This is a genomic window from Parapedobacter sp. GCM10030251 (assembly GCF_042666505.1).
Taxonomy (GTDB): domain Bacteria; phylum Bacteroidota; class Bacteroidia; order Sphingobacteriales; family Sphingobacteriaceae; genus Parapedobacter.
Genome location: NZ_JBHTDN010000001.1, coordinates 317,447 through 339,328, shown reverse-complemented (window position 1 = coordinate 339,328; position 21,882 = coordinate 317,447). Strand labels below are relative to the sequence as shown.

General features: G+C 50.1%; 15 protein-coding genes. All 15 read right to left on the bottom strand.

All coding sequences use genetic code 11. The features are described 5' to 3' along the window. Positions 1-352 precede the first annotated feature (352 nt). Positions 353-2,011 (bottom strand): SusD/RagB family nutrient-binding outer membrane lipoprotein, encoded by a 1,659-nt coding sequence (locus ACFQRK_RS01595; protein ID WP_379002948.1) that lies wholly within the window; start codon positions 2,009-2,011, stop codon positions 353-355. 20 nt (positions 2,012-2,031) lie between these two features. Continuing rightward, on the bottom strand, positions 2,032-5,427 hold the full coding sequence (locus ACFQRK_RS01590; RefSeq protein WP_379002946.1) for a SusC/RagA family TonB-linked outer membrane protein: 3,396 nt from the start codon (positions 5,425-5,427) through the stop codon (positions 2,032-2,034). Positions 5,428-5,526: 99 nt separating this feature from the next. Continuing rightward, positions 5,527-6,612 carry an acyltransferase family protein gene (locus ACFQRK_RS01585; protein WP_379002944.1) on the bottom strand — a complete coding sequence of 362 codons (1,086 nt, stop codon included), beginning with the start codon at positions 6,610-6,612 and terminating at the stop codon, positions 5,527-5,529. Between the two features lie 259 nt (positions 6,613-6,871). Continuing rightward, entirely contained in the window at positions 6,872-9,115 is a 2,244-nt protein-coding gene (locus ACFQRK_RS01580) for a hypothetical protein (RefSeq protein WP_379002942.1), read from the bottom strand. Beyond that, positions 9,112-10,281, bottom strand: coding sequence for an exo-alpha-sialidase (locus ACFQRK_RS01575; RefSeq protein WP_379002941.1), 1,170 nt, complete (start codon positions 10,279-10,281; stop codon positions 9,112-9,114). The genes ACFQRK_RS01580 and ACFQRK_RS01575 overlap by 4 nt, the downstream gene beginning before the upstream one ends. Before the next feature lie 22 nt (positions 10,282-10,303). Then, a complete protein-coding gene (locus ACFQRK_RS01570; RefSeq protein WP_379002939.1) occupies positions 10,304-12,079 on the bottom strand; it encodes a metallophosphoesterase in 1,776 nt (591 codons plus the stop codon). 39 nt (positions 12,080-12,118) lie between these two features. After that, entirely contained in the window at positions 12,119-13,537 is a 1,419-nt protein-coding gene (locus ACFQRK_RS01565) for a PhoPQ-activated pathogenicity-related family protein (RefSeq protein WP_379002938.1), read from the bottom strand. A 157-nt stretch (positions 13,538-13,694) separates the two neighbouring features. After that, entirely contained in the window at positions 13,695-14,825 is a 1,131-nt protein-coding gene (locus tag ACFQRK_RS01560; protein ID WP_379002936.1) for an exo-alpha-sialidase, read from the bottom strand. A gap of 17 nt (positions 14,826-14,842) precedes the next feature. Then, positions 14,843-16,036 carry an exo-alpha-sialidase gene (locus ACFQRK_RS01555; protein WP_379002934.1) on the bottom strand — a complete coding sequence of 398 codons (1,194 nt, stop codon included), beginning with the start codon at positions 16,034-16,036 and terminating at the stop codon, positions 14,843-14,845. A 119-nt stretch (positions 16,037-16,155) separates the two neighbouring features. After that, positions 16,156-17,094: a dihydrodipicolinate synthase family protein gene (locus ACFQRK_RS01550; RefSeq protein ID WP_379002932.1), complete on the bottom strand. Its 939-nt coding sequence runs from the start codon at positions 17,092-17,094 to the stop codon at positions 16,156-16,158. Between the two features lie 100 nt (positions 17,095-17,194). After that, complete coding sequence (locus tag ACFQRK_RS01545; protein ID WP_379002930.1) at positions 17,195-18,070, bottom strand: SMP-30/gluconolactonase/LRE family protein; 876 nt, start codon at positions 18,068-18,070, stop codon at positions 17,195-17,197. A 3-nt stretch (positions 18,071-18,073) separates the two neighbouring features. Continuing rightward, the gene (locus ACFQRK_RS01540; protein ID WP_379002929.1) at positions 18,074-19,339 is read right to left on the bottom strand and encodes an MFS transporter; all 1,266 of its coding nucleotides are present in this window, start codon (positions 19,337-19,339) and stop codon (positions 18,074-18,076) included. A gap of 22 nt (positions 19,340-19,361) precedes the next feature. Continuing rightward, positions 19,362-20,075, bottom strand: coding sequence for an MBL fold metallo-hydrolase (locus ACFQRK_RS01535; RefSeq protein ID WP_379002927.1), 714 nt, complete (start codon positions 20,073-20,075; stop codon positions 19,362-19,364). A 1-nt stretch (position 20,076) separates the two neighbouring features. Then, positions 20,077-20,979 carry a PfkB family carbohydrate kinase gene (locus ACFQRK_RS01530; RefSeq protein WP_379002925.1) on the bottom strand — a complete coding sequence of 301 codons (903 nt, stop codon included), beginning with the start codon at positions 20,977-20,979 and terminating at the stop codon, positions 20,077-20,079. Positions 20,980-20,999: 20 nt separating this feature from the next. Beyond that, on the bottom strand, positions 21,000-21,881 hold the full coding sequence (locus ACFQRK_RS01525) for a sugar phosphate isomerase/epimerase family protein (RefSeq protein WP_379002923.1): 882 nt from the start codon (positions 21,879-21,881) through the stop codon (positions 21,000-21,002). Between the last annotated feature and the right edge of the window lies 1 nt (position 21,882).

Below are 21,882 nucleotides of genomic sequence, written 5' to 3'. Positions count from 1 at the left end.
TAGGCAATTCAAAGAAGTACCTGCTGTCACTATTTCCATCAATCTGTACTCGGTTGTTGTTCGGCAATAATCGGTTAGTGTCTTTCTTCCATTTTTTCTGAAGACCACGGAACAACTGTTCGAAGATAACCCATATCCCGCAGTTTTATTTGTACGATCTTGCCAATTGCATGGCACATCTTAGCATATAAATCAAGTTAGAAATACCCGGTGTGCTGGTTTAATGCGGCTAGGTTAAGTTGAAGAGATGGAACAACCCGTTGACGTTCTTGATTCCGAGCAAGGGTGGTGTCATTGGACGGACACCACCCATCCCGCAATCAGCTGCGAATATCAAAATGCCTGCATCTTCTTACCACGGCTTTCCCGTACCCTGTAACAACCAGGGTTTAGACCAAGCGCTGTTTTTGTCGTCCGCCTGCGAATATGGTGTTACTTCCAGGCGTTCCAATGCGTGCTCCGCATTTTGGCGGTTGATGTTCAGTTCATCTTGCATGTAGTAGAAACGAACGGGAAGTACCCTTCTTAACGCGGCCGGACCCGCTTTCAGGTCGGGGTATCCCGTACGCCGGTAATCGAACCAGGCTTCGGTGGCGGCGGTCCAGCTTGCGATCCATTTCTGCTCCATCACCTGTTCGATTGTCCCCTCATAGGCCACTCCCGCGTTATCGATATAGTCTGCATATGCACTGCCGACTGTCCACGCCCTCAAAGACTGCTCAACACCCTGATTATAATGCTCTTGACCATTTCCTACAGACCAACCTTTCAGGGCGGCCTCCGCCAAGATAAAATGGACTTCCGCGGCCGACAATAACCGGGCTTTCAAAAGCGGACCGGAAGCTTCTTTGTAGAGATCGTTGAGGAACGACACATGCGGGTTGTTGGACAGCTGGCCCGGTGTCGGATTCAGATTGTAACTCGAAGGCACGGACGATGACCAACTCGGAGGCATACCCACATACTCCGGATCTTGGTCGATCGATATGCCAGCTACTTTATCGGGCGAAAGGTAACGCACATTTCCCTCAATCTTATCTGTTCCCGCCGGCAGACTGGGATCCACCTTCAGCGAAATCTGTACCCGATTTGCCCATATCGCCAACCGTGGGTCATTCAGTGCCTGCATCTGATTGACCAATGTTGCACACATTTTCAATCGCCGGTAATTACTGCCTGCCTCGGTATCAAATTCCAGGTTATGGGGCCACGAATCTGAGGCCGAATTTCCGACAAACGCCATGGTTGCATCATCGGCGGCTTCGGTAATGATCGGATATTGGCTGGGGTTACCCGCTATTTTTTCAACACCCGCCTTAGCGACTTCCGGCATTTTTTCAGAAATCCGCATGTAATACCGGAGCAGCAACGAATTCGCAAATTTACGCCACTTTACGGGCTCTCCCCCAAAATACACGTCGGCATTACCGATAATCCCGATGTATTCCGACGAAGGCTTCGATAACAGCCCACTTGCCTGCTCGAGCTCGCCGATAATTCCGGTGTAAATGGTCTCCTGGGTATCGAACTTTGGAAAAATATAAGCCAGGTCGTCTTCATCCCCCCGCAGCGCATCGGTATAAGGAGCATCGCCCCATAAATCGGTAATCAGCCCAAACATAAATGCACGCATCACCAATGCAACCCCCTGATGAAACTCCATGTTTTCTTCCGATGCGCGCTTGTATAGCAATGCATTGTTTCGCAATACGTCGTAATAGGCGTTCCAGCTTTGATCCCCGCCCCAATCGTAATCGTTATGGCCTTCGGCCCAGGCGTCTTTCTGGGTATGCTGTACAACGCCAGCGATATCCTGGTACCCCAAATTCAGATACAATTTTGCTCCTTCGGTCAACACGGTTGGCATAAGCAAATTGGGATTCGCTTCTTCTTCACTGGCGCCGTTCGGATTGATATTCAACTCACTCAAGTCTTTGCATGCGCCCAAAACCAGCGTAGCAATCGTTACGACTATAACTTTTGCTGCGCGGAAACGTATGTTACTATTCATCGATTTCATGTTGCTCTCGTCTAGAAATTAACACCTAATTTAAAACCAAACGGAATCACCCAGGGCGTTACGTTATACCGTTCAATTCCCTGCTTAAATTGACTTCCTGCCTGCGCTCCGCTTTCCTGCTGAAAGGCCAGTTCCGGATCGATCCCGATTTTTGACTTGGTCCATAAAATAATGTTTCGGCTATACACCGCAATGTTCGCGCTACTGATTCCTAATCTACGGACGAAGTTCGTTGGCAGTTCGTACCCCAAGGAAATCTCCCGTAATTTGATATAAGATGCATCAAATGTCGCCGCCCGCATAAAATCCCATGGGTAATTATCACCATAGGCAATATATTTAGTACCGGATTCTCCCAGGTTTTCTATGTACTCGGTGATTTTTCCGTCGTCATCGTATACCGCGATCACGCCGGGGTTAAATACTCCGCCATACGGAAATTTTGAGCCGTCTTCCAACTCAAAGGGAAATCCGCCCATTTCCTGGGTAGGACCGCCTACAATGTTAAACCGATTGCCACGAACCACAATAAGGTCATTGTCGATCAAGTAATTCTTAAGTTCAGCACCGGTCATTCCGTTCGGATGGATCAGGTTATCCAGGAAACGCTGGGTACGCAGATCCGACTCCGAATACCGATAGGTTTGTGAAACGAAATCCCCGCCAAAGCGCATATCCAGCGAAAAATTCAGCGAAAACCGTTTATAGCTCAGTGATGACATCACCCCCATGGTGAAGTCCGGGTTAAAATTACCAATCTTGTTGGTTGTATTATTCATACTGACAGACTGCCACGAACCTTGCTCGTCCAATAACGGCCAACCATAATACGGGGAATTCGGAGCGGTTACGGTTACCAACTGCGCATCATATAAATCCCCGATTTCCTGCCCTACATAGGTCCGAGCTCCACCTTTCGCATCGCCCCACAGATCGTAAAATTCAAGCCCTTCGGTCAACTCCATGATCCGCGTACGGTTGCGATACCAGTTTACGTTGATATCCCAACGCCAGTCGTTAGTTAGTATCGGGGTACCGCCTACCAGGAGCTCGAACCCTCGGCTCCGCAAAAGTCCGGCATTGATGTTTTTCGATGTGAAACCGCTGGAACCTGGTAATTTCGTCGGAATAATCTGGTTTTCGTTGTCCAGCTGGTAGTAAGTACCTTCAAAACGCAGCCGATTGTCCCACAATCCCAGGTCCAAGCCATATTCGTAGGAAGTAGCAATCTCCGGTTTCAAATTGGGCAACAGCAGATTTCCCGGCTTGGTGAGTCGCGTCACGTCGCCCCACGCCCCGGCGTTGGCCAATACATTAATCAGGTTGTATGGCCCTGTATCATTTCCCGCACGTGCCACCCCGCCGCGCAATTTCAATACATTTACCTGCTGCGGCAAACTGAACACTTCGTCCAATAATACGCTTAACGAAGCCGACGGATAGAAATACGAGCGGTTGTTTTCGGGTAACGTACTGGACCAATCATTCCGGGCGGTCAAATCCAGATACACCAGGTCGTTAAATCCGATATTTAACATTCCATACACGCTGTTCACGGATTTTTCCGCAAGGTAACTTCCGTAATTCAAGCCTGATGGACTAATATTAGATAGCGTATACAAGCCCGGCACCACCAATCCTGACCCACCTTTGCTTGAATTACTCTCATCCCGATTACGAACATACCGTGTATTGCCTCCAGCCGAAACAGACAGGTCCATCCAATTGAAGCCTTTTTTGTAAGTCGCCAGAAAATCAATATTCTGTTCCTGCCGATGCAGGTTAACTATGCCGTAAGCGCCTCGCGGGTCATCTGTATAACTGTATGGAATTTTGGATTCCCGCTGTTCTTGGTAACTATCCAGCGCATACCGGGCCATAAAGTCGAGCTCAGGGGTGATCTGCCAGTTGGCGCGAACGTTTCCGAACACCCGGTCGCGCACAAAACTGTTGCTCACGCCATATGCCAGAAAGTACGGATTATTTTTTTCTCCGAGCGCTGCGGTTAGTTGTTCAATATTTTCTTTTCCCTCCACCCAATAGTTCTTCAGATCCAGAATATTGATGTGCGGAGACACGCCATAGGCCCATTGCATGGGATTGGCGCCACGGTTGGTTGCCGGGCGATTGTCCGAGCCGTTGCGGCTGTAGTCGATGTTGGTAGAAATCGAAAAGTCGGGATGAAGCTTTAAGGTAGAACTCATATTAAGCGAATTCCTGGAGAGATCTGTATTGGGAATAATCCCCCGGTTAATCATATTCGAATACGATATCCGGTAATTCATCCGCTCGGTATTATTGGCGATGGATACGCCATTCGTCGTCGTAATTCCCGTTTGCACGAAATTTTTGACGTTGTTAGGATAAGATTTCAATTCTGTAGGTATCCTATTTCCATTCTCGTCCAAGGGGCTGTTCCATTGGATCGCCTTGTACCCTTTATCCAATTCGGGCCCGATCCCGCCAGCGGAACCTTCTTCGATTTCCAAAATGCCACCTTCAAACGGATTGAACTCCGGCGTAAAAGGAAATACGCCCGTAGCAAACTTGCTGTGCATGTCCAGATATCGATAGGGCATATCAAAAACGGTGTTACTAGTTACGGATACGGTCATTTTATTAACCGATGCACCCGATTTGGTGGTAATAAGCACCACCCCATTACCCGCTCGGGAACCGTATAATGCCGCTGCGCTCGGTCCCTTCAGGATGGATACGCTTTCGATATCGTCGGGATTCAAACTGGAAATCGCATTGCCATAATCCACGCGGTTATCGTTGCCGATCTGCGAAACGTTGTTTAAGGTGTTTGCAATCGGCACACCATCCACGACGAACAATGGTTGATTGTCGCTGCTTAGCGAGGTTGCGCCACGGATTACCATGCTGACGGACGACCCGGTCCCCCCCGTAGAACTGATGGCTACACCGGGTACCTTCCCTGCCATACCGCTCAACACGTTCTCGTTAGCAACCCGCGACAACTCTGCACCGTCCACCTTGCCTACGGAATAACCTAACGAGCGTTCTTCCCGTTTGATACCCAACGCTGTAACTACCACTTCCTCCAACGCCTCTTGGCCCTGGCTCAATTCGATATCGATAACGGATTTGCCACCGATACTAACCGATGCCGTTTCATAGCCGACGGCTTTAAACACCAAAGTCCCATCTGAAACGACGTCGTTGAGTGTATACCTCCCCGCGGCATCGGTAGCCGACGCTCTATTGGTTCCTTCCAAACTGACGGTCACACCGGCAACGGGATTGCCATCCGGCCCGGTTACCGTGCCCGACACATCCAATCGATCCTGAGCGAATACGTCCACGCATCCCCACAAACCGATTACCAAGCAAAGAAATGTCTTTACCCAGTCTCTTTTGATTGTAAAACTTTCCGTTCTCATACTTTTTACATTTCCTGATTTCTTCGATTATTCAGTCATTCATCGAGTTTAGTGCTTGGTTTAGCGTCCGCAAGTACGCGCTTTGGTATGAACCGTACGTTAGATCTTGATAAAGATTTTCTTCCGATAGAGTAAATAAACGGGTAGGTAACACATCAAGCAAATGAAAATCGCCCACCCCAACGAGGGCCATTCCGGATGATCCGAGGTATCCACTATCGTTTGCACATACCAATCATTAACCGCATACAGTAGGCTGGGCAGGATGCCTCCGATCACATATGCCGTAATGGCGTTCGAGCCGAACACGACCCCTGGCTTCGCCCAGTTTCTTATGCCCAGTATTTCGATCACGAAAAACAGGGTCGCAAAAAGCATAGTGGCCAAACCAGACGTGTAAAGCACATACGAACTCGTCCACAGGTTTTTGTTGATTGGGAAACCCCATCCCCAAGCCGAACCGGCCAGAAAGGAAGCCAACCCCGCCAGGTACATCCAGTTCAGTTTCCGTTCCGACGTATTTCGCGGATTTGCGAGGATATGGCCAACCAATAAGCCGGATATTCCGGTCGCAATGGCCGGAATCGTACTCAGTATGCCCTCCGGATCCCATGTACCCTGCCACATCTTGCCGGGTATCACCAAGCTGTCTATCCATGCCGCCAGGTTTCTCCCGGGTTCAAGCACTCCGGCACCCAAGCCGGGTACGGGGATGTAGATCATCGCCAACCAGTACCCTAACAGCAGCAAACCGGCGATGACTGCCTGCTGCTTCCAGGTGGTATACCAGAACAACAGTGCACAGAAAAAAAAGACGATGGCAATGCGTTGCAATACACCGGGAATCCGGACTTCCGACAAGTTAAACTCGGGAAACAAGCCGAGCAGTACCCCGATGAGGAAAATGAGAATCGCCCGCTTGGCCGTTTTGACCAATACCTGTTTGGTTTGCGCTCCTTTTTCCTTCAACCTGCCATAAGATAGGGTCAGCGAGATCCCCATCGCAAAAATAAAAAAGGGAAATACGGCATCTGTCGGCGTAAATCCATGCCAAGATGCATGCAGCAACGGAGCAAACACGTGATCCCATGAACCCGGTGTGTTTACGATTATCATTGCCGCTATCGTAAATCCGCGGAATGCATCCAGCGAAATCAAACGCCGATCTGTTTGGGTGTGTGTCATTTCTTACATTTTTCGTTGTTAATTACTCGTTACCAAACCCTCTTATCCTACCCTGTCCCGATGTCATCTTCGATGGTTCAGCCATTCAAAAGTAGAGCAACGGCGCTGATTTTCATTGTAGGATATTAGCATTTGCATGGCGCATTTTAGCATTTAAAAAACCAAACAAACTACTGATTTTCAGAATGAAAAACACATTAACAAAACATTGCTTATGTGTAAACAATACATGAAATTTACTATTGAAAATTTCGGTGGTTTATTTGCCGACCGGAGCGTCGATGACACCGAGATAGCGGCCCATCCAGTACGGAAACAGCCAAATGTCTCCCGCACTGTTTTCGGCTTTCCCGTCGCTTCCACCATCCAGTATAAATCGGTTTGCATTGTGACGTGAAATCTTCAACTCGTCCGGCGGAAGTACGGTTTCGATCGTCTGATTCCGGAAGTTAGGAGGCAGCGGTATGATATCCTGTCGATGACTGTTCTGTGTGGTCCATTGAATGAGATCGAGGGGATATTCCTGTAAATACCAGATGGCTTCCTCACGGTCGAAATTTTCCGTTCCCGTTATTGCCGTAAAAATATTCCACGCTCCTTCTTTTTCCGGTCTTTCGGCTTCCCAATGATCCAGTATGGCTTCTTTATATTTTGCTTTCAAGGTGTCGTTGAACGCATAACGGTATAAGCCCCAGTAGCCCGCGAAGTACATTTCATCGTCCGAATGGTTCCACGCTCCCGATAACATCTGGCTCCAGTCGTCTGAATTTTCCGGCGCTTTCCCAATCTCGCTCATGGGGCGCATCAGGTTTTCGAGATACCCATGATTATTCATCAGGTCAAATGCCTTCTCTTTATAAATGGACTTGCCTGTAAAATGATAGGCAGTTTGCAACATGGCAATGATATTGGAAGAATTTAGTTTCCGGTCGCCGACACTTGTTGGAAAGGCATTTACATATTCGGGGTTCCATCTGCCCCAAGTGGTGGGCTGCCCATCGTAGTCCACCAAATAAAAGTCGTTCTTTACAATATGTCCCATCAGGGTATCGATCAGCCGGATTGCTTTTTCGCGTATATCCCGGTGATTTATCAATTCCGCAACCACGCCAAATGCGAATATATGGCCAATCGCCTCATCACTGCTGGTTGTGGCCTTCCAATACCAATCTGGATGCTCCGACAACTGCCAGCGCTCGGGGTCGGAAAGCATCGAGCGGGTATCGCCACTACCTCGCCGTTCGAAGGAGCGAGCGGGAAATCCGGGCACGGGATTGATGTCATACAGCCGCGCCATGGCATCCAGTGATTCCTTGCTATTGTCCAGTGCCTGCTGTTCGCCGGTAGTGGCATAGCGGAAAGCCTCAGCAGCCAGATACAGGGACGTCCACAAACCGTCGTTATCCGAGTCGCCTAAGTAACCCATACTCAAATCTCCGTCGTCCAATCCGGTTAGCGTGGCATTGAACCCATTACGGATGTGGCGCTCCCTTACCTGTTGCTCGTAATATTGGGCTTTATCAAGCAGCGTCATTGGCTTGAAATGTATGCTGGCCAGCCCGCTTCGGGTAAGTAAAAGAACCGACTGACCGACTCCGCTTTCAATATCCATTACCTGATCATCCGGCAGCCAGCGCTTGCCTGCATAGTAATCGATTTTCCCATCACTTCTCACGGCAAACGCCCCTCGATCCGTTCCAAACCAATATTTCCCATCCAGTACTTTAACGACGCCGATATGCGGCCAAGGCAGCTTTTTTTGCAGCTCGCCCTGTATCTTTCCATTCGCCAATCCAAACCTGAAATATCCTTCGGATGTGCCCACGATCAGTAAGTTATTCCGCGCATCCACATCCGCGGATGTAAATCCGCTGCCTTCGTGAATTTTTTCCACGTGGTTGGCTATTTCAGAAAATCGGTATATGCACTCGGGCGTCAACAAAAAGAATACTGCCGAATCTGTAGGATGGCTGATTACCTGCTGCACATTGCCGCCCGGTACCGTTCCCCTCCATTTCACCGCGTTGTCACGAATGAAATGGACCCGTTCTCCGTCGGTAACCAGAAACGCAAAGCTATCGTTGAGCGCGAATGCGGTCGGATTTGCCAATTGGTGTTCAACATACAACCTTCCTGACCATGCATTGCTGAAAATAACGCGGGCATCGAGGTAGACAAACTCGCCCCGGCATACCGCCATATCAACCAGCTGTTTGGCCGTCATAAACCGGTAGAACTGATCATCCACCAAGTCGCCGGGATATAAAAAATGACCATTGAAAGGTCGTTTTAATCCGTCGGCGGTCAATACTTGAACGTTCCCTTCCCGATTGGCGTAAGCCCGCCGGGACGTACCCGGTTGGTTCTTATCTGCGAAATATTTTACGCTGTAATCTTGGGTAAACAGGGTGTCCGCATAGGAAATGGCAACGGCGGATGTGCCGCTGCTACAGGCACCGGCTAGCAGCGTGAGCAAAAGAATACCTTTTAGTTTAACTTTCATGGCTTGACAATCACGTATTTGATGGTTTTTTCTTCACTGTGGAGATGATACGAATAGCTGATATGGAGTAATCCATCGTGTCCTTGGATCAGCGACGGATACGAATAGCGCCCCTGCTTCTGCGTATCATTTTCGAGGGGTAGCTTTACGGGCCAGGTCTTCCCTTCGTCATCTGAAAAATAAAGGCTCAACCGATACCGTCCGTCGTCCACATCGTTTCCCAACATGACCCAGCGACCGTCATTGAGTACCAGCACATCGACGCTGGCGCCATTGGGGATATCCGATTTGCGCGCGGCCGTCCAACTCCTTCCCTGATCATGCGATTCGCTGACTTGCACTCGTGTAGGAGAATCTCCGCTGTCGCGCATATAGGCTACCAACGTACCATCCTTCCGCTTGGCAAGTGCAGGTTGAATAGGCCCGCGGCCGACAATCGGTAAACTTGGCTGCCAAGACATTCCTCCGTCTTCGGAAATCGCCAGCAACGAAAAATTGAATCCATCTGAATAGAGCGGTAAGAGAATCCGATCGCCCGACACCAGCGGTTTAATTCGCGTCATCCATCCCTGGCTCCGTTTTCCCGCATCCCGACTGGCCTCAACGATTTGCTCGTCGTACCTCGGCGCATACGCTGCCCATCCATGATGCAGTGCGGGCAGCTCACGCAATTTTACCGCCACCTCTTCGGCAAAATGGTCGTCCGGCTTCAGCAGGATATTATCCTGCCATTGCCATTCTGGGGCACCTTCGTCGCCGAAAATGGCGGTAGAGCGTAAGCGGAGTAACGAATTTTCCCATCGGTTGGCTTGGACCGCAATCCATACCAGGAATAACTTATCTCCGGCCATAAAAAGCACGGGATTGCAATCCGGCAGATGTGGCGTATCCGCAAGCTCAAAGGGGCGGCTCCATTGGTCATTCCCTTTCTTTTTACGTGCGCCCATAATCCGGACATCATCCGCTGTCCGCTCACCGCTCCCCTGAAACCATGCCAGCAAAAAATCCCCGTTGGGCAATTCCACCACACTGCTTCCGTGAACATGTTGGCTTTGCATCGGAAATACGAGGACCGAATCCACAATTTCGGGTATTCGGGCCTCCTCCGATTTGCCCAGGTACCATACGAGCAGAATAACACCGGTTAAAAGTTGTTTCTTCATCATACCATTTAAGATTATCGGCTAGTCATTTAATCAACTCAAAACGATCCCGGACAGCCCCTTCAGCATCTACGCAGGTAAACGACAGCTTGCGGCCATCCACTTGAACGTGTTGATAAAGGTATCCTTCTTTTAATACCTTCTCGGCGTAGGGCTCCGGCGGAGAATCATCATTTTTTCCGCGCGTGCTGACGGACATTACGTACCTTGTGCCGAAAGTTCCCGGCATCGCCAGCTGGCTGTTTTTCATCGGTTGTGTACGCAGGTAATAATGAAAATGCCCATTCATTACCATGTCCACACCGTACTTGTCAAACAAAGGCACCCAATTTTCAACGATGTCGGGATAAGGCTCTTCCGAAGTATACGGAGGAAAGTGAAAAACGACAAACTTCCACTTTGCATCTGTCTTCGACAATTGCGATTCGATCCACGCAGCCTGCTGTGATGTCGAAAAGCTGACGACGTCTACCATCAAAAATAAGGCGTGTTTATACCGGAATGCATACGTAAAACCCTCAGGTTGAGCGTCAGGGCCGTTTTCGGGATAGGATAGCAATTCGCGAAACATCCCTGCACCGAGTCCGTCTTGACTATCGTGATTGCCAGGTACAGCCATGAAAGGTTTTTCCCGGAACATCCCACCGGAGTACCCGAACAGCGCATCCCAGTCGTCACGGTGCAGACCGGTATTAACAAGGTCTCCCACCGAAAGATAAAAATTTGTTTGCGGGTAGGCTGCAGCGGCATCCCGTGCTAGCTTTCCCCATAACGAGTCGTTGTGTATATCGCCGAACCACGTGAATGCGAACGTATCATTGGTATCCGGTGTTGAAAAAACCGCGGTTTCGCCAATGACGTTTCCCTGCCCCACCCGATATCGATAAGTCGTACCGGGTTGCAGAGAATCGAGCCGTATACGGAAGCGGTTTACGTATCGATCGTTGCGTAACAGGCGATCTTCCGACAACATTCCTTCAACCTCGGTCCGTATGGTATCCGCTGTTCCGTCAGGCCAATACTCAATCCACCCTTCCCGCACGTCAGATTTGCACCGCCATTGGACAGTCATGCCGCGTTCGGTATCTTCCGGGAGGGTGAGAACCACCTGATCTGGCGTTTCGGTAGATGGAAATTCGGTTCTTCGGAACGCACCGATTAAATGTGCCTCCCGTGCACGTCCGCGAATGGTAGGTAGCAGATACTGTCCTTTCAGAGCTTCCGGTACTTCAGTGAGTACAAGCCCGTCCCAATCGTGATACGTGAATGCACCGGTGTTCAATACGGTAACGAGTTGTTTCTGCGGAAGAATGGGAGTAATATTGACCGCATCGCCCGAATGCTTGGGCGCCACCCCTACAAAATAAACGGGGCGGTGCTTGTCGAATCCATTTATTCCAAGTCCCACCTCACCGGCAGGAAAGTTTTTTTGCCATACTTCGTAGGTATACTGTTCATTCCGGACCTTGAGTGCTGTTTTTTTAAACCCATCTTCTACCAGCCAGAAAGGCACCGATTTTTGCGCACTATCACGCATAATGGAAACCACTACCGGTACATCCACCCGAAAGCGCCAATAGTTTTTAGCAAGCGCGGCACGTTCTTCGGGGCCAACGAATTTCAACACCCGGTTTTCATCCAAAACGTTAATCAACTGGGTATCCCATTGCGCAGAAATACGGGTTACCAAACTATCCATGACGCTTTTAACGGTGAGGTCCCCAACCCGAGGTTGGTGTGTACAGCCGGCCGTAAGGGCCATGCTCCAAAACACCCATTTAACAAGTCGTTTCGCGTTCATTTTACGCCCTCAAAATTCATATGCTGCTCTTCTCTTTCGTCAATTCAGAAAAAACGAATGGCTATCTGACACAAAGACCCGGGTACTTTGGGTATATAGTTCTCCATTTGCATTGCGGTATTTCAGATCCACGTAGAACGCTTTGTAGCCCGAATCCGGCAATTGCTCTTTTACCTTAAATTTCCGCTTCCGCGTTACCGGTAGTTCGCGACTTACCCAGGTTTCATCCCGAAAATCCGAATCGTCCGATACGGCACTCCAGACCACTGCCCCCGCTAACTTCGGTTTCGTTGCACGGATGTTCAATTCCAGTGCATCTTTTTCGATTGATGTCGTATAGTCGGTAACCGGATACGGTTTATGCTGCAAGGTATGTCCCCAAAAGGACGACAGTGCCTGAAACGCCTGTCGCTTATCGCCGAGATCATGCCCTTCGTTAGGTACATAATGGAGGTAGTAAGGTCCGGGTATGCTGTCTATATAATGCTTTACCGCATCAATGACCCAGTATGGGTCGTTGGTTCCCATAAATAACATTTTTGGCTTATTAAGCATCTTCCGGTACGAATATGGGTCGATCATCTGGGCCAAGGTCCGGCCACGATCGCTCTCAATATCCTGCACGAGACCAAGGGCTACATAATCCTGTATCTGGGGACTGTAATCCTGCCATACTTCGATCTGGTAATTCAGGTTAACAGGCATATTGACAATATCGATAACCATCGGTGCTAAAGCTTCCACCCGGTCGTCTTGCGAGGCGGTCAGCCATGTGGTCCAACCCCGCTTGGAGAGGCCTGAAACCACAAACCGATGTACCGGTTTTGTTGAGCGGTTTGCAACCAACTCCTGTATGGCATCCATGCCCCTCACGGCACTTTTCACCATCGGAAACAACAAGGGCCACGAAAAATCCTTGTCTTTTTGAAACTGGTGGAGCGTATAAGAGATAAGTTCGTCTTCAACCAAGCCTCCGTACAACGGTTGGTTGGGTACTTGGCGGATGACTGCAGCAACAGCTTTGTTTTCTTCAGCTATCCGCGCGATGTCCTGGATCAAGCCGTCCGTCGCCAAGTCATGCCATTGCGGCATCGTCGGATCATCTTTCTGCATACGGCCACTGCTGATGAAAAGCAGCCCTCCGTCAAACGTTACTTCGCGCGGAACGATGACGTTTAATTGATGTTTCCACGTATGTTCCCGCCAACGCTGCGATGTTAACAACACCTGAAAGATGGTCCCCTTTTCATAGACCAAACTGTCCCGGATTTCCCAAGCATAAGTCGGGTCGCCGTTGTTCAGGTAACTACGGAGCGCCGTTTCCGGCGAGACTACGGCTTGCTGACCAAAACCGGGCAGGGCAACGCACCAGACCAAGAAAAGCCCAAGGAAACATTTCCCAACCCCACATTTTGTGACGTTAGTTTGGAGGGAGGTCGTCATATGCATACGAAACATGTGCAATCGATTTATTTAGGTGCGAAGTTAACCACCGTATATTAATCCAAGTTTAAGAAGAACAGCTCAACGTTCAAAAATACCGGAGAATCTGCTTACTATTCTATAAAAAATTGCCGGGAGATTATAGCATATTATCTTTGCCTCATAACCGTCGTTACAAACCTTGTTTTGGATCTAAAACAACATGTTTTACCGACCGTCTGTTATACGTGTACGTAATATGCACCTTCCCATCGGACGATTGGATAACTGCCGGATAGGCATAACCATCCTCAATGGGTTCATTTTCCAGCGTCATTACGGGCTCCCACGTTTTTCCATCGTCCGAGAGCGCCACATTCAGGATATTTCTTCCCTTAGGTTCCTGGCCTTGCTTTGTAGCATGATTGTATACCAACAGTTGCCTTCCGTCGCTTAACGTCACGGCATCGGTTCCCGAATTCGGGTTGGGTAAGGCCATCGCGGTCATTTTGCTCCATGTCCGCCCTTGATCTTCAGACCAACTTTCTGCCAGTACGTCTTGACGTGTGCGGCAGATCACCTGCAATTTGCCGTCCGGGTAGGTCAGTATACTCGGTTGGATGGCGTCAAATTCCACGCCGTCGTTAATCGGGGCGACCACCTCCCACGTTTGTCCAAGGTCTTTGCTGATTTCAAAATAGACACGCCAATCTTGATCTTCATTGTCACCCTTCGGATATTCGATACTGGTTGGGTTGATGATGGTTCCGTCGGCTAACTGGATCGGCTTGTTCTTGATAGGCCCGAGTAGGTGCCCCACCTTGGGATCTTCACCTAGCTTCCGCGGTGCTGACCAGGTATGCCCGTTATCCTTCGAGGTCATGACCATGCCCCACCAGGTTTGCGGACTGGGCCCCACTTTATAGAACAACATCAGGTCTCCGCCCTTGGGTTGAAACAGCACGGGATTCCAACAGGGGTATCGCAGTGTGTCGTTCTGCACGCCGTTTACCACCTCTTCCGGCCGGGTCCATTTGCCGTCCGCCAAGCGGGATACCCAAATGCCTACGTCGGGATGGTTTTCATGTGTGCCCGCAAAAAAGGCTGCAACTAACCCTTCGGACGTTTCGACCAAGGTAGAGGCATGGCATTCGGGCGTTGGTTTGTTATCTAATGGATAGAGGAGTTCTCCGCTCACGTAAGCAGTATTCGTGGTATCCACTTTTGGCGGAAGGTCAACATTTCCCGCCGTGTGGTCAGGTTGGGAACAATTCAGGCAAAAGATGGCTAGAATGGGTAAAGAGAACCTTGCTTGCTTCTTCATGTCTATTTGTTTACGTTTTACAGTGTTTGCTTTGCTTTCTCACGGAAATCTTTAATACGGTGAAAGGTAAGGAAGTTTGCATCGTGATTGTTGTTTGCGACTTCCTTTCCGTCATCGTATGCTGTCCGACTGGCCATGATCAGGTCTTCGCCTTCAACGAGCCAGTCTACATACTGGAAGCCATGATTAATCACGTCCGGATGTTGCAGGATTACCTCATGGACTTGCCAATGAAGCAGGTCGGCCGAACTCATCAGCGCAAGCGTATTCCGGAAACTTGCGGGGTTTCTTTTCGGATAACGTTTGCGGAATGATTCGGGAATGATGTTGCTCAGTGTCCAGTAACGGTCCGACTTTTCATCGAACCGGATCGCGAACTTCTTACTGCCACCGGGAAAAGGTATAAAACCGGTCGATGGATCGAAAGAAGCCACGGTCCCTTCGGCACTTATCCGAACCAGGGCCGCCTTTTCTTCATGCGTAGTACGGTCGTCTACCCGCAGGATATCGACGATGCCACCATCCGGCGTTACAACGGCGTTCCCTTCGAGCCAGCCGGTAAAATTCCCATTTAGGTACGTCGAATCATAAAGCAAGGAATTGCTGGTCGTCCAGCTGCTGGCCTTCAGGAGATCGGCATCAACGGGTGCCGACATCATCATGGCGCCGTAACGTTTCCCCCACTCCAGATCGGGCCCGTGGGCGGTCTCCATGCCGCGCCATAAGCGACCGTTGTGTTCAATCACCGGCATGGGCGCACAATGGAACATGCCTTTCAGTAACAGGCCATCTTCGGTTCCCGTTGGACGCGTCCAAGTATTTCCCCCATCGTCCGACCGTCGGATCAATACCGTTCCGTGGTGCCGGTCAGGCCCGAGCAGATACAGCGTACCGCGGTTAACGAATAAGCTGGACCAAAACGCTCCCTGGATTTCGCTGACCTGGGTCCAGGTTCTTCCCTTGTCAGCCGAACGGTAAACACGCGTTATGGCTTGTACAAATTCCGAGCTTTTAGGGCCGAATAGGTCATGGGATGCAACGTAATCGCCATTCGGTAAAATGGCAATACTCGGTGAACCGATGTATTGTTGTGTGGAGGCAGGTTGGTGAGCAATCACGCTACCGCCTATGTCGCGTAAAACGTTATCTTGTGAAATGGATGGGGAAATCCATCCGAAATTCGCCAATACTAGCCACAAAAATCTTTTCATAATCCTGTCAATTGGTCCTGCTTCAAAAATATCAAATGATTCGGATGATTCCGGAAATTATCAGATAACTATTGAATAGCACGCGTTCAGCGATGTGATCGGATTTCTAGGGCAATTAGTTAAACCCATACCGATTTCAAATCGATTTGTTCAACCAACTGCTGAAAGTGCCGATAAAACGAATCCATGCGCGTCCTGACCGTCTCGTCGAATATGCCCGCATTTTTTCGGGTGAACGTTGAAATAGGCAGTCCTCTTTTCTGCAGAAAGTATTTGGCCACAATCGGGTATACGGCGTGCATGATCTCCATATGATCGATAAAAAACTGTTGTACCCGTGCAACCTGATCGGCCAATTCGTCGCTATCGTAGTGATTACACAGCCAAACAATCAGTTCTGGGTAGTAATTTCCCTGAATGCAGGACAGCCCTGCGGAACCGGCTTTTAATGACTCCACCGCGTGCACCATATAGGCATCGTATAAACCGAACTCGGACACCTGCTTCGTCGCGTCCAGCTTTGCCCTGATCTGCTCGATATCCAGGCAGGTATCTTTATGGTAAATAACACGCCCCGTACTGACGAAGCGCTTGAGTTGCTCTGCGGTCAGCACACGTTTGAAGGGTTCCGGACATTCGTAGAATCCCAGTGGGATATCCGCTGTGGCATCCAACAGATGTCCAAACCGTTCGTCAAATACGTCTGCGCTTTCCGATTCGCCGGCCAACATATTGGTGATCACAATCACGGCCTCCACACCCGTTTCATACATCCGCTTGACGAAATCCGCTTGCTTTTCCATGGCACCACCAAAAGTTCCGGTAGCCACAACGGGTACAGCGCCACCGGCGACATGTAACACATGTTCGGTAACAGCAAGTTGTTCTTCGGGTGACAGGTTAAACATTTCGCTCGACTGGCAGTTGGCAAACAGACCTGCCGCACCAGCCTGGAGGTAAAGCTCTGTGAGTTTGGTCAATCCGCCAAAATCAACCGCTCCGCTTTCCGTAAAAGGAGTTAGCATAACGGGAATATATCCCTTACTTTTTTCACTCATTGATACTATTCTGGTAATGTTGTATTGTCATTGATAAAGACAAAGATAGACGAAGCGACTACTGCAGTTCTGTAGCAAATTGGCGGGATATTATAGGATTTTACCCTGTCAGCACCCGGCTTTTTCGAACACCTGCTACGTGCGTATCTGTATAGAAAAGGCCGCCACTCAGCGGATATTCTGCTAATTGATTCATTGACATTTCCTGTCTGGCCGTGGTAATAAATAGGGTTTTCATGTCGTTTCCACCAAACGTGCAGGCGGTTACGTTGGGAGCAGGCACCTCCACTTTATCAAGTAGTTCTCCGTTACGCGGATTCCATCTGCCTACCGAATATCCACCGTAATGGGCAACCCACAGCATGCCTTCTTCATCAATGGCCATTCCGTCTGGCCCACCGAGCATTTCCGGTATCCGCACGACGTCTCCAAGGAGTGTGATACCGCCATCCGGCGCGTAGGCATACGCACTGACCGCCTTCCGGGGGGAATCGATAAAATACATGATCTGCCCGTCGGGCGACCAGACCAGTCCATTTGCGATGGTGGTGTTGTGTATCTTGGTAGCAAATCGGTTACCGTCCAGCATGTACAGATTGCCAGCACCTTCTTCGAATTGCGTATCCATCGTTCCCACCCAGAGCCTCCCATTGGGATCGCAACCTCCGTCGTTAGTCCGGTTATTCGGCTTATCAGCTTCCAATGGCAACAGCGGTGTAAGCGATCCGTCATGCAGGCTCAATTCCGCAATTTCTCCCTGCATAGCCACGATCAGTTTGTCGGCAGATTCGGTTGCGACCAACAATGTAACCGGCTTATCGTACCGGAAACATTGTAATTTTTCCCGTGAAAAATCGTACAAAAAAACTTCATTTCTCAGGATATCTACCCAACCTAATTGCCGCCGTTCTTCCAGCCATAACGGTCCCTCACCTAATAAGTTCTCTCCTTCAACGAGGATATTTGCCCTATTCATTAGCTACTGTACCGTTATCTTAACCGCATTTTTGCGGGTCATGAAAATAGCAAGTCCCGTAAACGCGATGATCAATACAAGTGGAATCTGAAGCGTCTTCAGCAAAACCTTAGGTCCTACCACGGCCTTCGCGGTCTCTAACTGAATGAACGCCTCTGTTCCGGGAGCAGCGGTCAGGTAACTCCCTATTACCGCCGCGGGTGGCAACTCTTGCAGAATCAAGGAATCGTAATACCCGCCCATGAACAATGTATAAAGCGTAACCGCAAACATGCCCGCACCTGCCATCAGGTTCATTCCGAGTGCACCGGATTGGGGAACATACTCCGCCACAAAGCCAAGCATCGTCGGCCAGATGTAACACACACCCAGACCAAAAATCACGGCGGCAATGAGTACCGTGCCGCCACTCACAGTAGCCAGCAGGTAAAGCCCTAGTGACGTGATGAGAATCGATGCGAGCAGCACACGTTCTGGCCGCATGAATTTCATAACCGGCGCAGCGAAAGCTCTACCTATCGCCATGATCCCAGTGGTTAGCGTAAGAATCAGAATGGCATTGTCTATGACATTCTTCAGCAATACGTCGATCCATTGCCCAGTAAAGAGTTCGGTAATTGCCGTTCCAAACATGCATACTACCATGAACAGAAATAACGGCGAAAACACGGCCTTGTACATCCGGCTGGCGGGTATACCCGACGACACGCGTTCCGTTTCCGGAAAATCCAATTTGATAAACAGATAACCGTAGCGCACCGCCGGCAATAGCATTACACCTACCTGCCATTGCCAGTTAAGCCCGATCGCATTAAACAACACGACAATCAACGTGCCGATGACGATACCTCCCGGAAACCAAAGGTGGAAATAATTTAGCATCGCCGTTCTTTTCTCCGGATACAAGGCGGTGACCAGTGGATTGCATGCTGCTTCTACGCTGCCGTTAGCAATACCGACGAGAAGCGTGGAAAAAAATAGCGACCAATAACCGGAGGCAAAGACCGTTAGCAATATACCGGCGACATGAAAAAAGAACGCCAGCAGTACCATGCGTTTCATACCGATGGCATCTACCAGGAAGCCTCCGGCAATCACGGCAAGCGGAAATCCCCAGAATGCGGCCGCCGTGATCTGACTCAACGCAGCGTTGCTGAGGTGAAAACTAGCCCCCAGCTCGTTGAGCACCCCGGCTCGGATACCAAAAGAAAGGGAGGTAACCAACAGCGCCAGGCAACTGGCCCGAAATAATTGTTTTCTTTGAATCATCAGTTGTGTTATTTTGTGTGTATCACCTCCACTCCATGAGTGCCGTATTCAGAACTTCCTCAACACGACGCTTTGCCCCCGAGAAATAGACCATGCCATGTCCGGGCAACATGTAGTCGATTTCCAGATCTGCCATCCGCTGCAGGGATTCCAGGTACTTCGTGCGACAGAAATCAATGGAACCGGACCACCCGAAATCGCCGCTCAGCTTGGTACCGATCACATCTCCGCTGATGACCAGCTTTTTACCCTCCCATATAAAGGAGAAGATGGTACAGCCCATACTGTGGCCGGGCATCAATCGGGCTTCGATTTCCAAGCCCAATACCGTAATTTTTCCGCCATCGTCAACGACAGTATCTACCTCAAACGGGTTAAACACTTTGTGATAGAGATAACCGCAGCACCGCTTGTCGCCTTTGCGTACTGCATCGGCCGTCTCTTTGCCGGAGATGAAGTGCACTCCAAGGTCTTTCAGGGCATGGCCTCCACCCGCGTGGTCGTAATGCGGATGGGTCAGGAAAACATACCGGATATCGGCCGGGTCCATTCCCCAGTAACGGATATTGGCAAACAGCTGATCAAGCGTGTCGCCGCAACCGGTATCGAACAGCAACAACCCATCCGGCAGACGGATTACATAGCTGTTGCAATCGTTCCAAATCGCACCCGGTTCATCGACGGTCAGGCCGACCAGATCGCCGCTTACCTGGAATATGTTGTGCAGTAATTGCATGCTACCTCAATTTGGCTTCCGCGAATGCTTCCAAGTCTGCCAGGGCGTACGCCGGGCAGCCGCCCGGTTGTTTCGCGATAAACGCACCGGTCAATACCGCGTGGGACAGCGCTGCCTCCACCGTTGCGCCGCCAAGCCGATGCCGCAGAAAGGCCGCCAAAAAAGCGTCGCCACAGCCGATGGTATCGGCTACCGGCACTGTTATGCCCGCCACGTCCACCTGTTCGTCGAACGTGTAATAGCTGGCACCATCTGCTCCGCGGGTAACAATCGTCTCCTTGATGCCAAATCGGCCCATCAGAGCACGGAGTTGTACCTGCTCGGGTGCCCGCGCCGAAGCGGGTTGGAAAATACTTGTCACCTCTGCGAGCTCCTCCTCGTTGATCTTCAGCAGATCGGTATGGCTTAACAAGGTGGATAGCGTCTGCCTATCATAGTAGCTGCCCCGCAGATTGATGTCGAACACACGTACGCACTTTTTAGACAGTAAGTTGAGCAGGGTCTGTTTGGAAACCGAATTCCGACAGGCCAGGCTACCGAAGATCAAGCAGGCATTTTCCGGAAAACACGCATTAAGGTCAGCATTTTCCTGTATATAGTCCCACGCTACAGGTTGTAGTATGTCATAGGTAACGTTGGCTCTGTCCGACACATTGGCGACCACCCGACCGGTAGGGTAGTCGTCGTTGGATTGTATGAACCGGGCGTCGATAGACCAATCATCGATGAGTGACCGCATCTTTTTACCCGCAGCATCCTTTCCCACGCTGCTGACCATGTATACGTCAAATCGGTTATCTTTCGCCATATGGTACGCCACATTCAGCGGAGCGCCACCTGGAAATTCGGCACCATCTACTTCATCCCACAATACTTCCCCGAAACAGAAAATTCGATTGTTCACTCCCATAACCTTTTGCTTGGCTACCAATACTGCTGGATCTTCCGGTTTACGAAATCCACGCTTCTTTTTAATTGTTCCATACCATCTACCCCATCTTCGATGCTGATCCAGCTATCGAAACCGACCGATTTCAAGGTTCCGAAGATCACATCATAATCGTTCAGTCCCTTGCCGATTTCGCCGTGCCGCAACACGGAGGCGTACCCCTCACTGTTATCCTCCATTTTCCTCAGGTCTTCGATGGTTCCACCCACTAGGTACCGGTCGCTCGCGTGCATCGTCTTGACGCGGCGTTTTACCTTTTCCAATAAATCCAGGGGATCTTCACCGGCAAGAAACGTATTGCTTGGGTCGTAGTTTACCCCGAAGTGCGGGTCGTCAATTGCCTCGACGATCTGGCAGAATACCGCAACCTTCTGCGCAAATTCCGGAAATTTCCAGAAATCATCTTTGTAATGGTTTTCCAGGATCAAGGTGATATCGAGCGTTCGTGCATAGTCCAGGCATTCCTGGATCGAATCTACCGCCAGTTTCACGCCTTCGTCGAGGGAAAGCTCCGGCCGTCGCTGGCCTGACAGCACCCGGCAATAACGGCCTCCCAGCGCATGCGTCATATCGATCCATTGTTTTTGCTTACCGATCTGTTCCTTTCTGAAGGCGGGATCCGGATGCGTAAAATCAGGCGAGCAGCACATCATCGGTATTTCGAGTCCGGCATCGCTGACCCGGTTTCGATAGCGGGTCCAGTTGTTCGGGTCTTCCATTCCCAGAAAACCCGCATACCATTCCAGTCCGTCAATTTCCAACGGCGACGCCAGATCGATCCATTCGTCGAGTGTCATTTCTCCCGTTACGCAAAGTTCCTTCATGAACGCTTTCGGGAATACAGCTAATTTGGGCATA

Coding starts and splice junctions, on each gene's coding strand:
- ACFQRK_RS01590 (WP_379002946.1), bottom strand. CDS start 5,427: ATGAGAACGGAAAGTTTTACAATCAAAAGAGACTGGGTAAAGACATTT.
- ACFQRK_RS01540 (WP_379002929.1), bottom strand. CDS start 19,339: ATGATTCAAAGAAAACAATTATTTCGGGCCAGTTGCCTGGCGCTGTTG.
- ACFQRK_RS01595 (WP_379002948.1), bottom strand. CDS start 2,011: ATGAATAGTAACATACGTTTCCGCGCAGCAAAAGTTATAGTCGTAACG.
- ACFQRK_RS01585 (WP_379002944.1), bottom strand. CDS start 6,612: ATGACACACACCCAAACAGATCGGCGTTTGATTTCGCTGGATGCATTC.
- ACFQRK_RS01570 (WP_379002939.1), bottom strand. CDS start 12,079: ATGAACGCGAAACGACTTGTTAAATGGGTGTTTTGGAGCATGGCCCTT.
- ACFQRK_RS01555 (WP_379002934.1), bottom strand. CDS start 16,036: ATGAAAAGATTTTTGTGGCTAGTATTGGCGAATTTCGGATGGATTTCC.
- ACFQRK_RS01545 (WP_379002930.1), bottom strand. CDS start 18,070: ATGAATAGGGCAAATATCCTCGTTGAAGGAGAGAACTTATTAGGTGAG.
- ACFQRK_RS01550 (WP_379002932.1), bottom strand. CDS start 17,094: ATGAGTGAAAAAAGTAAGGGATATATTCCCGTTATGCTAACTCCTTTT.
- ACFQRK_RS01575 (WP_379002941.1), bottom strand. CDS start 10,281: ATGATGAAGAAACAACTTTTAACCGGTGTTATTCTGCTCGTATGGTAC.
- ACFQRK_RS01525 (WP_379002923.1), bottom strand. CDS start 21,881: ATGCCCAAATTAGCTGTATTCCCGAAAGCGTTCATGAAGGAACTTTGC.
- ACFQRK_RS01580 (WP_379002942.1), bottom strand. CDS start 9,115: ATGAAAGTTAAACTAAAAGGTATTCTTTTGCTCACGCTGCTAGCCGGT.
- ACFQRK_RS01560 (WP_379002936.1), bottom strand. CDS start 14,825: ATGAAGAAGCAAGCAAGGTTCTCTTTACCCATTCTAGCCATCTTTTGC.
- ACFQRK_RS01565 (WP_379002938.1), bottom strand. CDS start 13,537: ATGTTTCGTATGCATATGACGACCTCCCTCCAAACTAACGTCACAAAA.
- ACFQRK_RS01535 (WP_379002927.1), bottom strand. CDS start 20,075: ATGCAATTACTGCACAACATATTCCAGGTAAGCGGCGATCTGGTCGGC.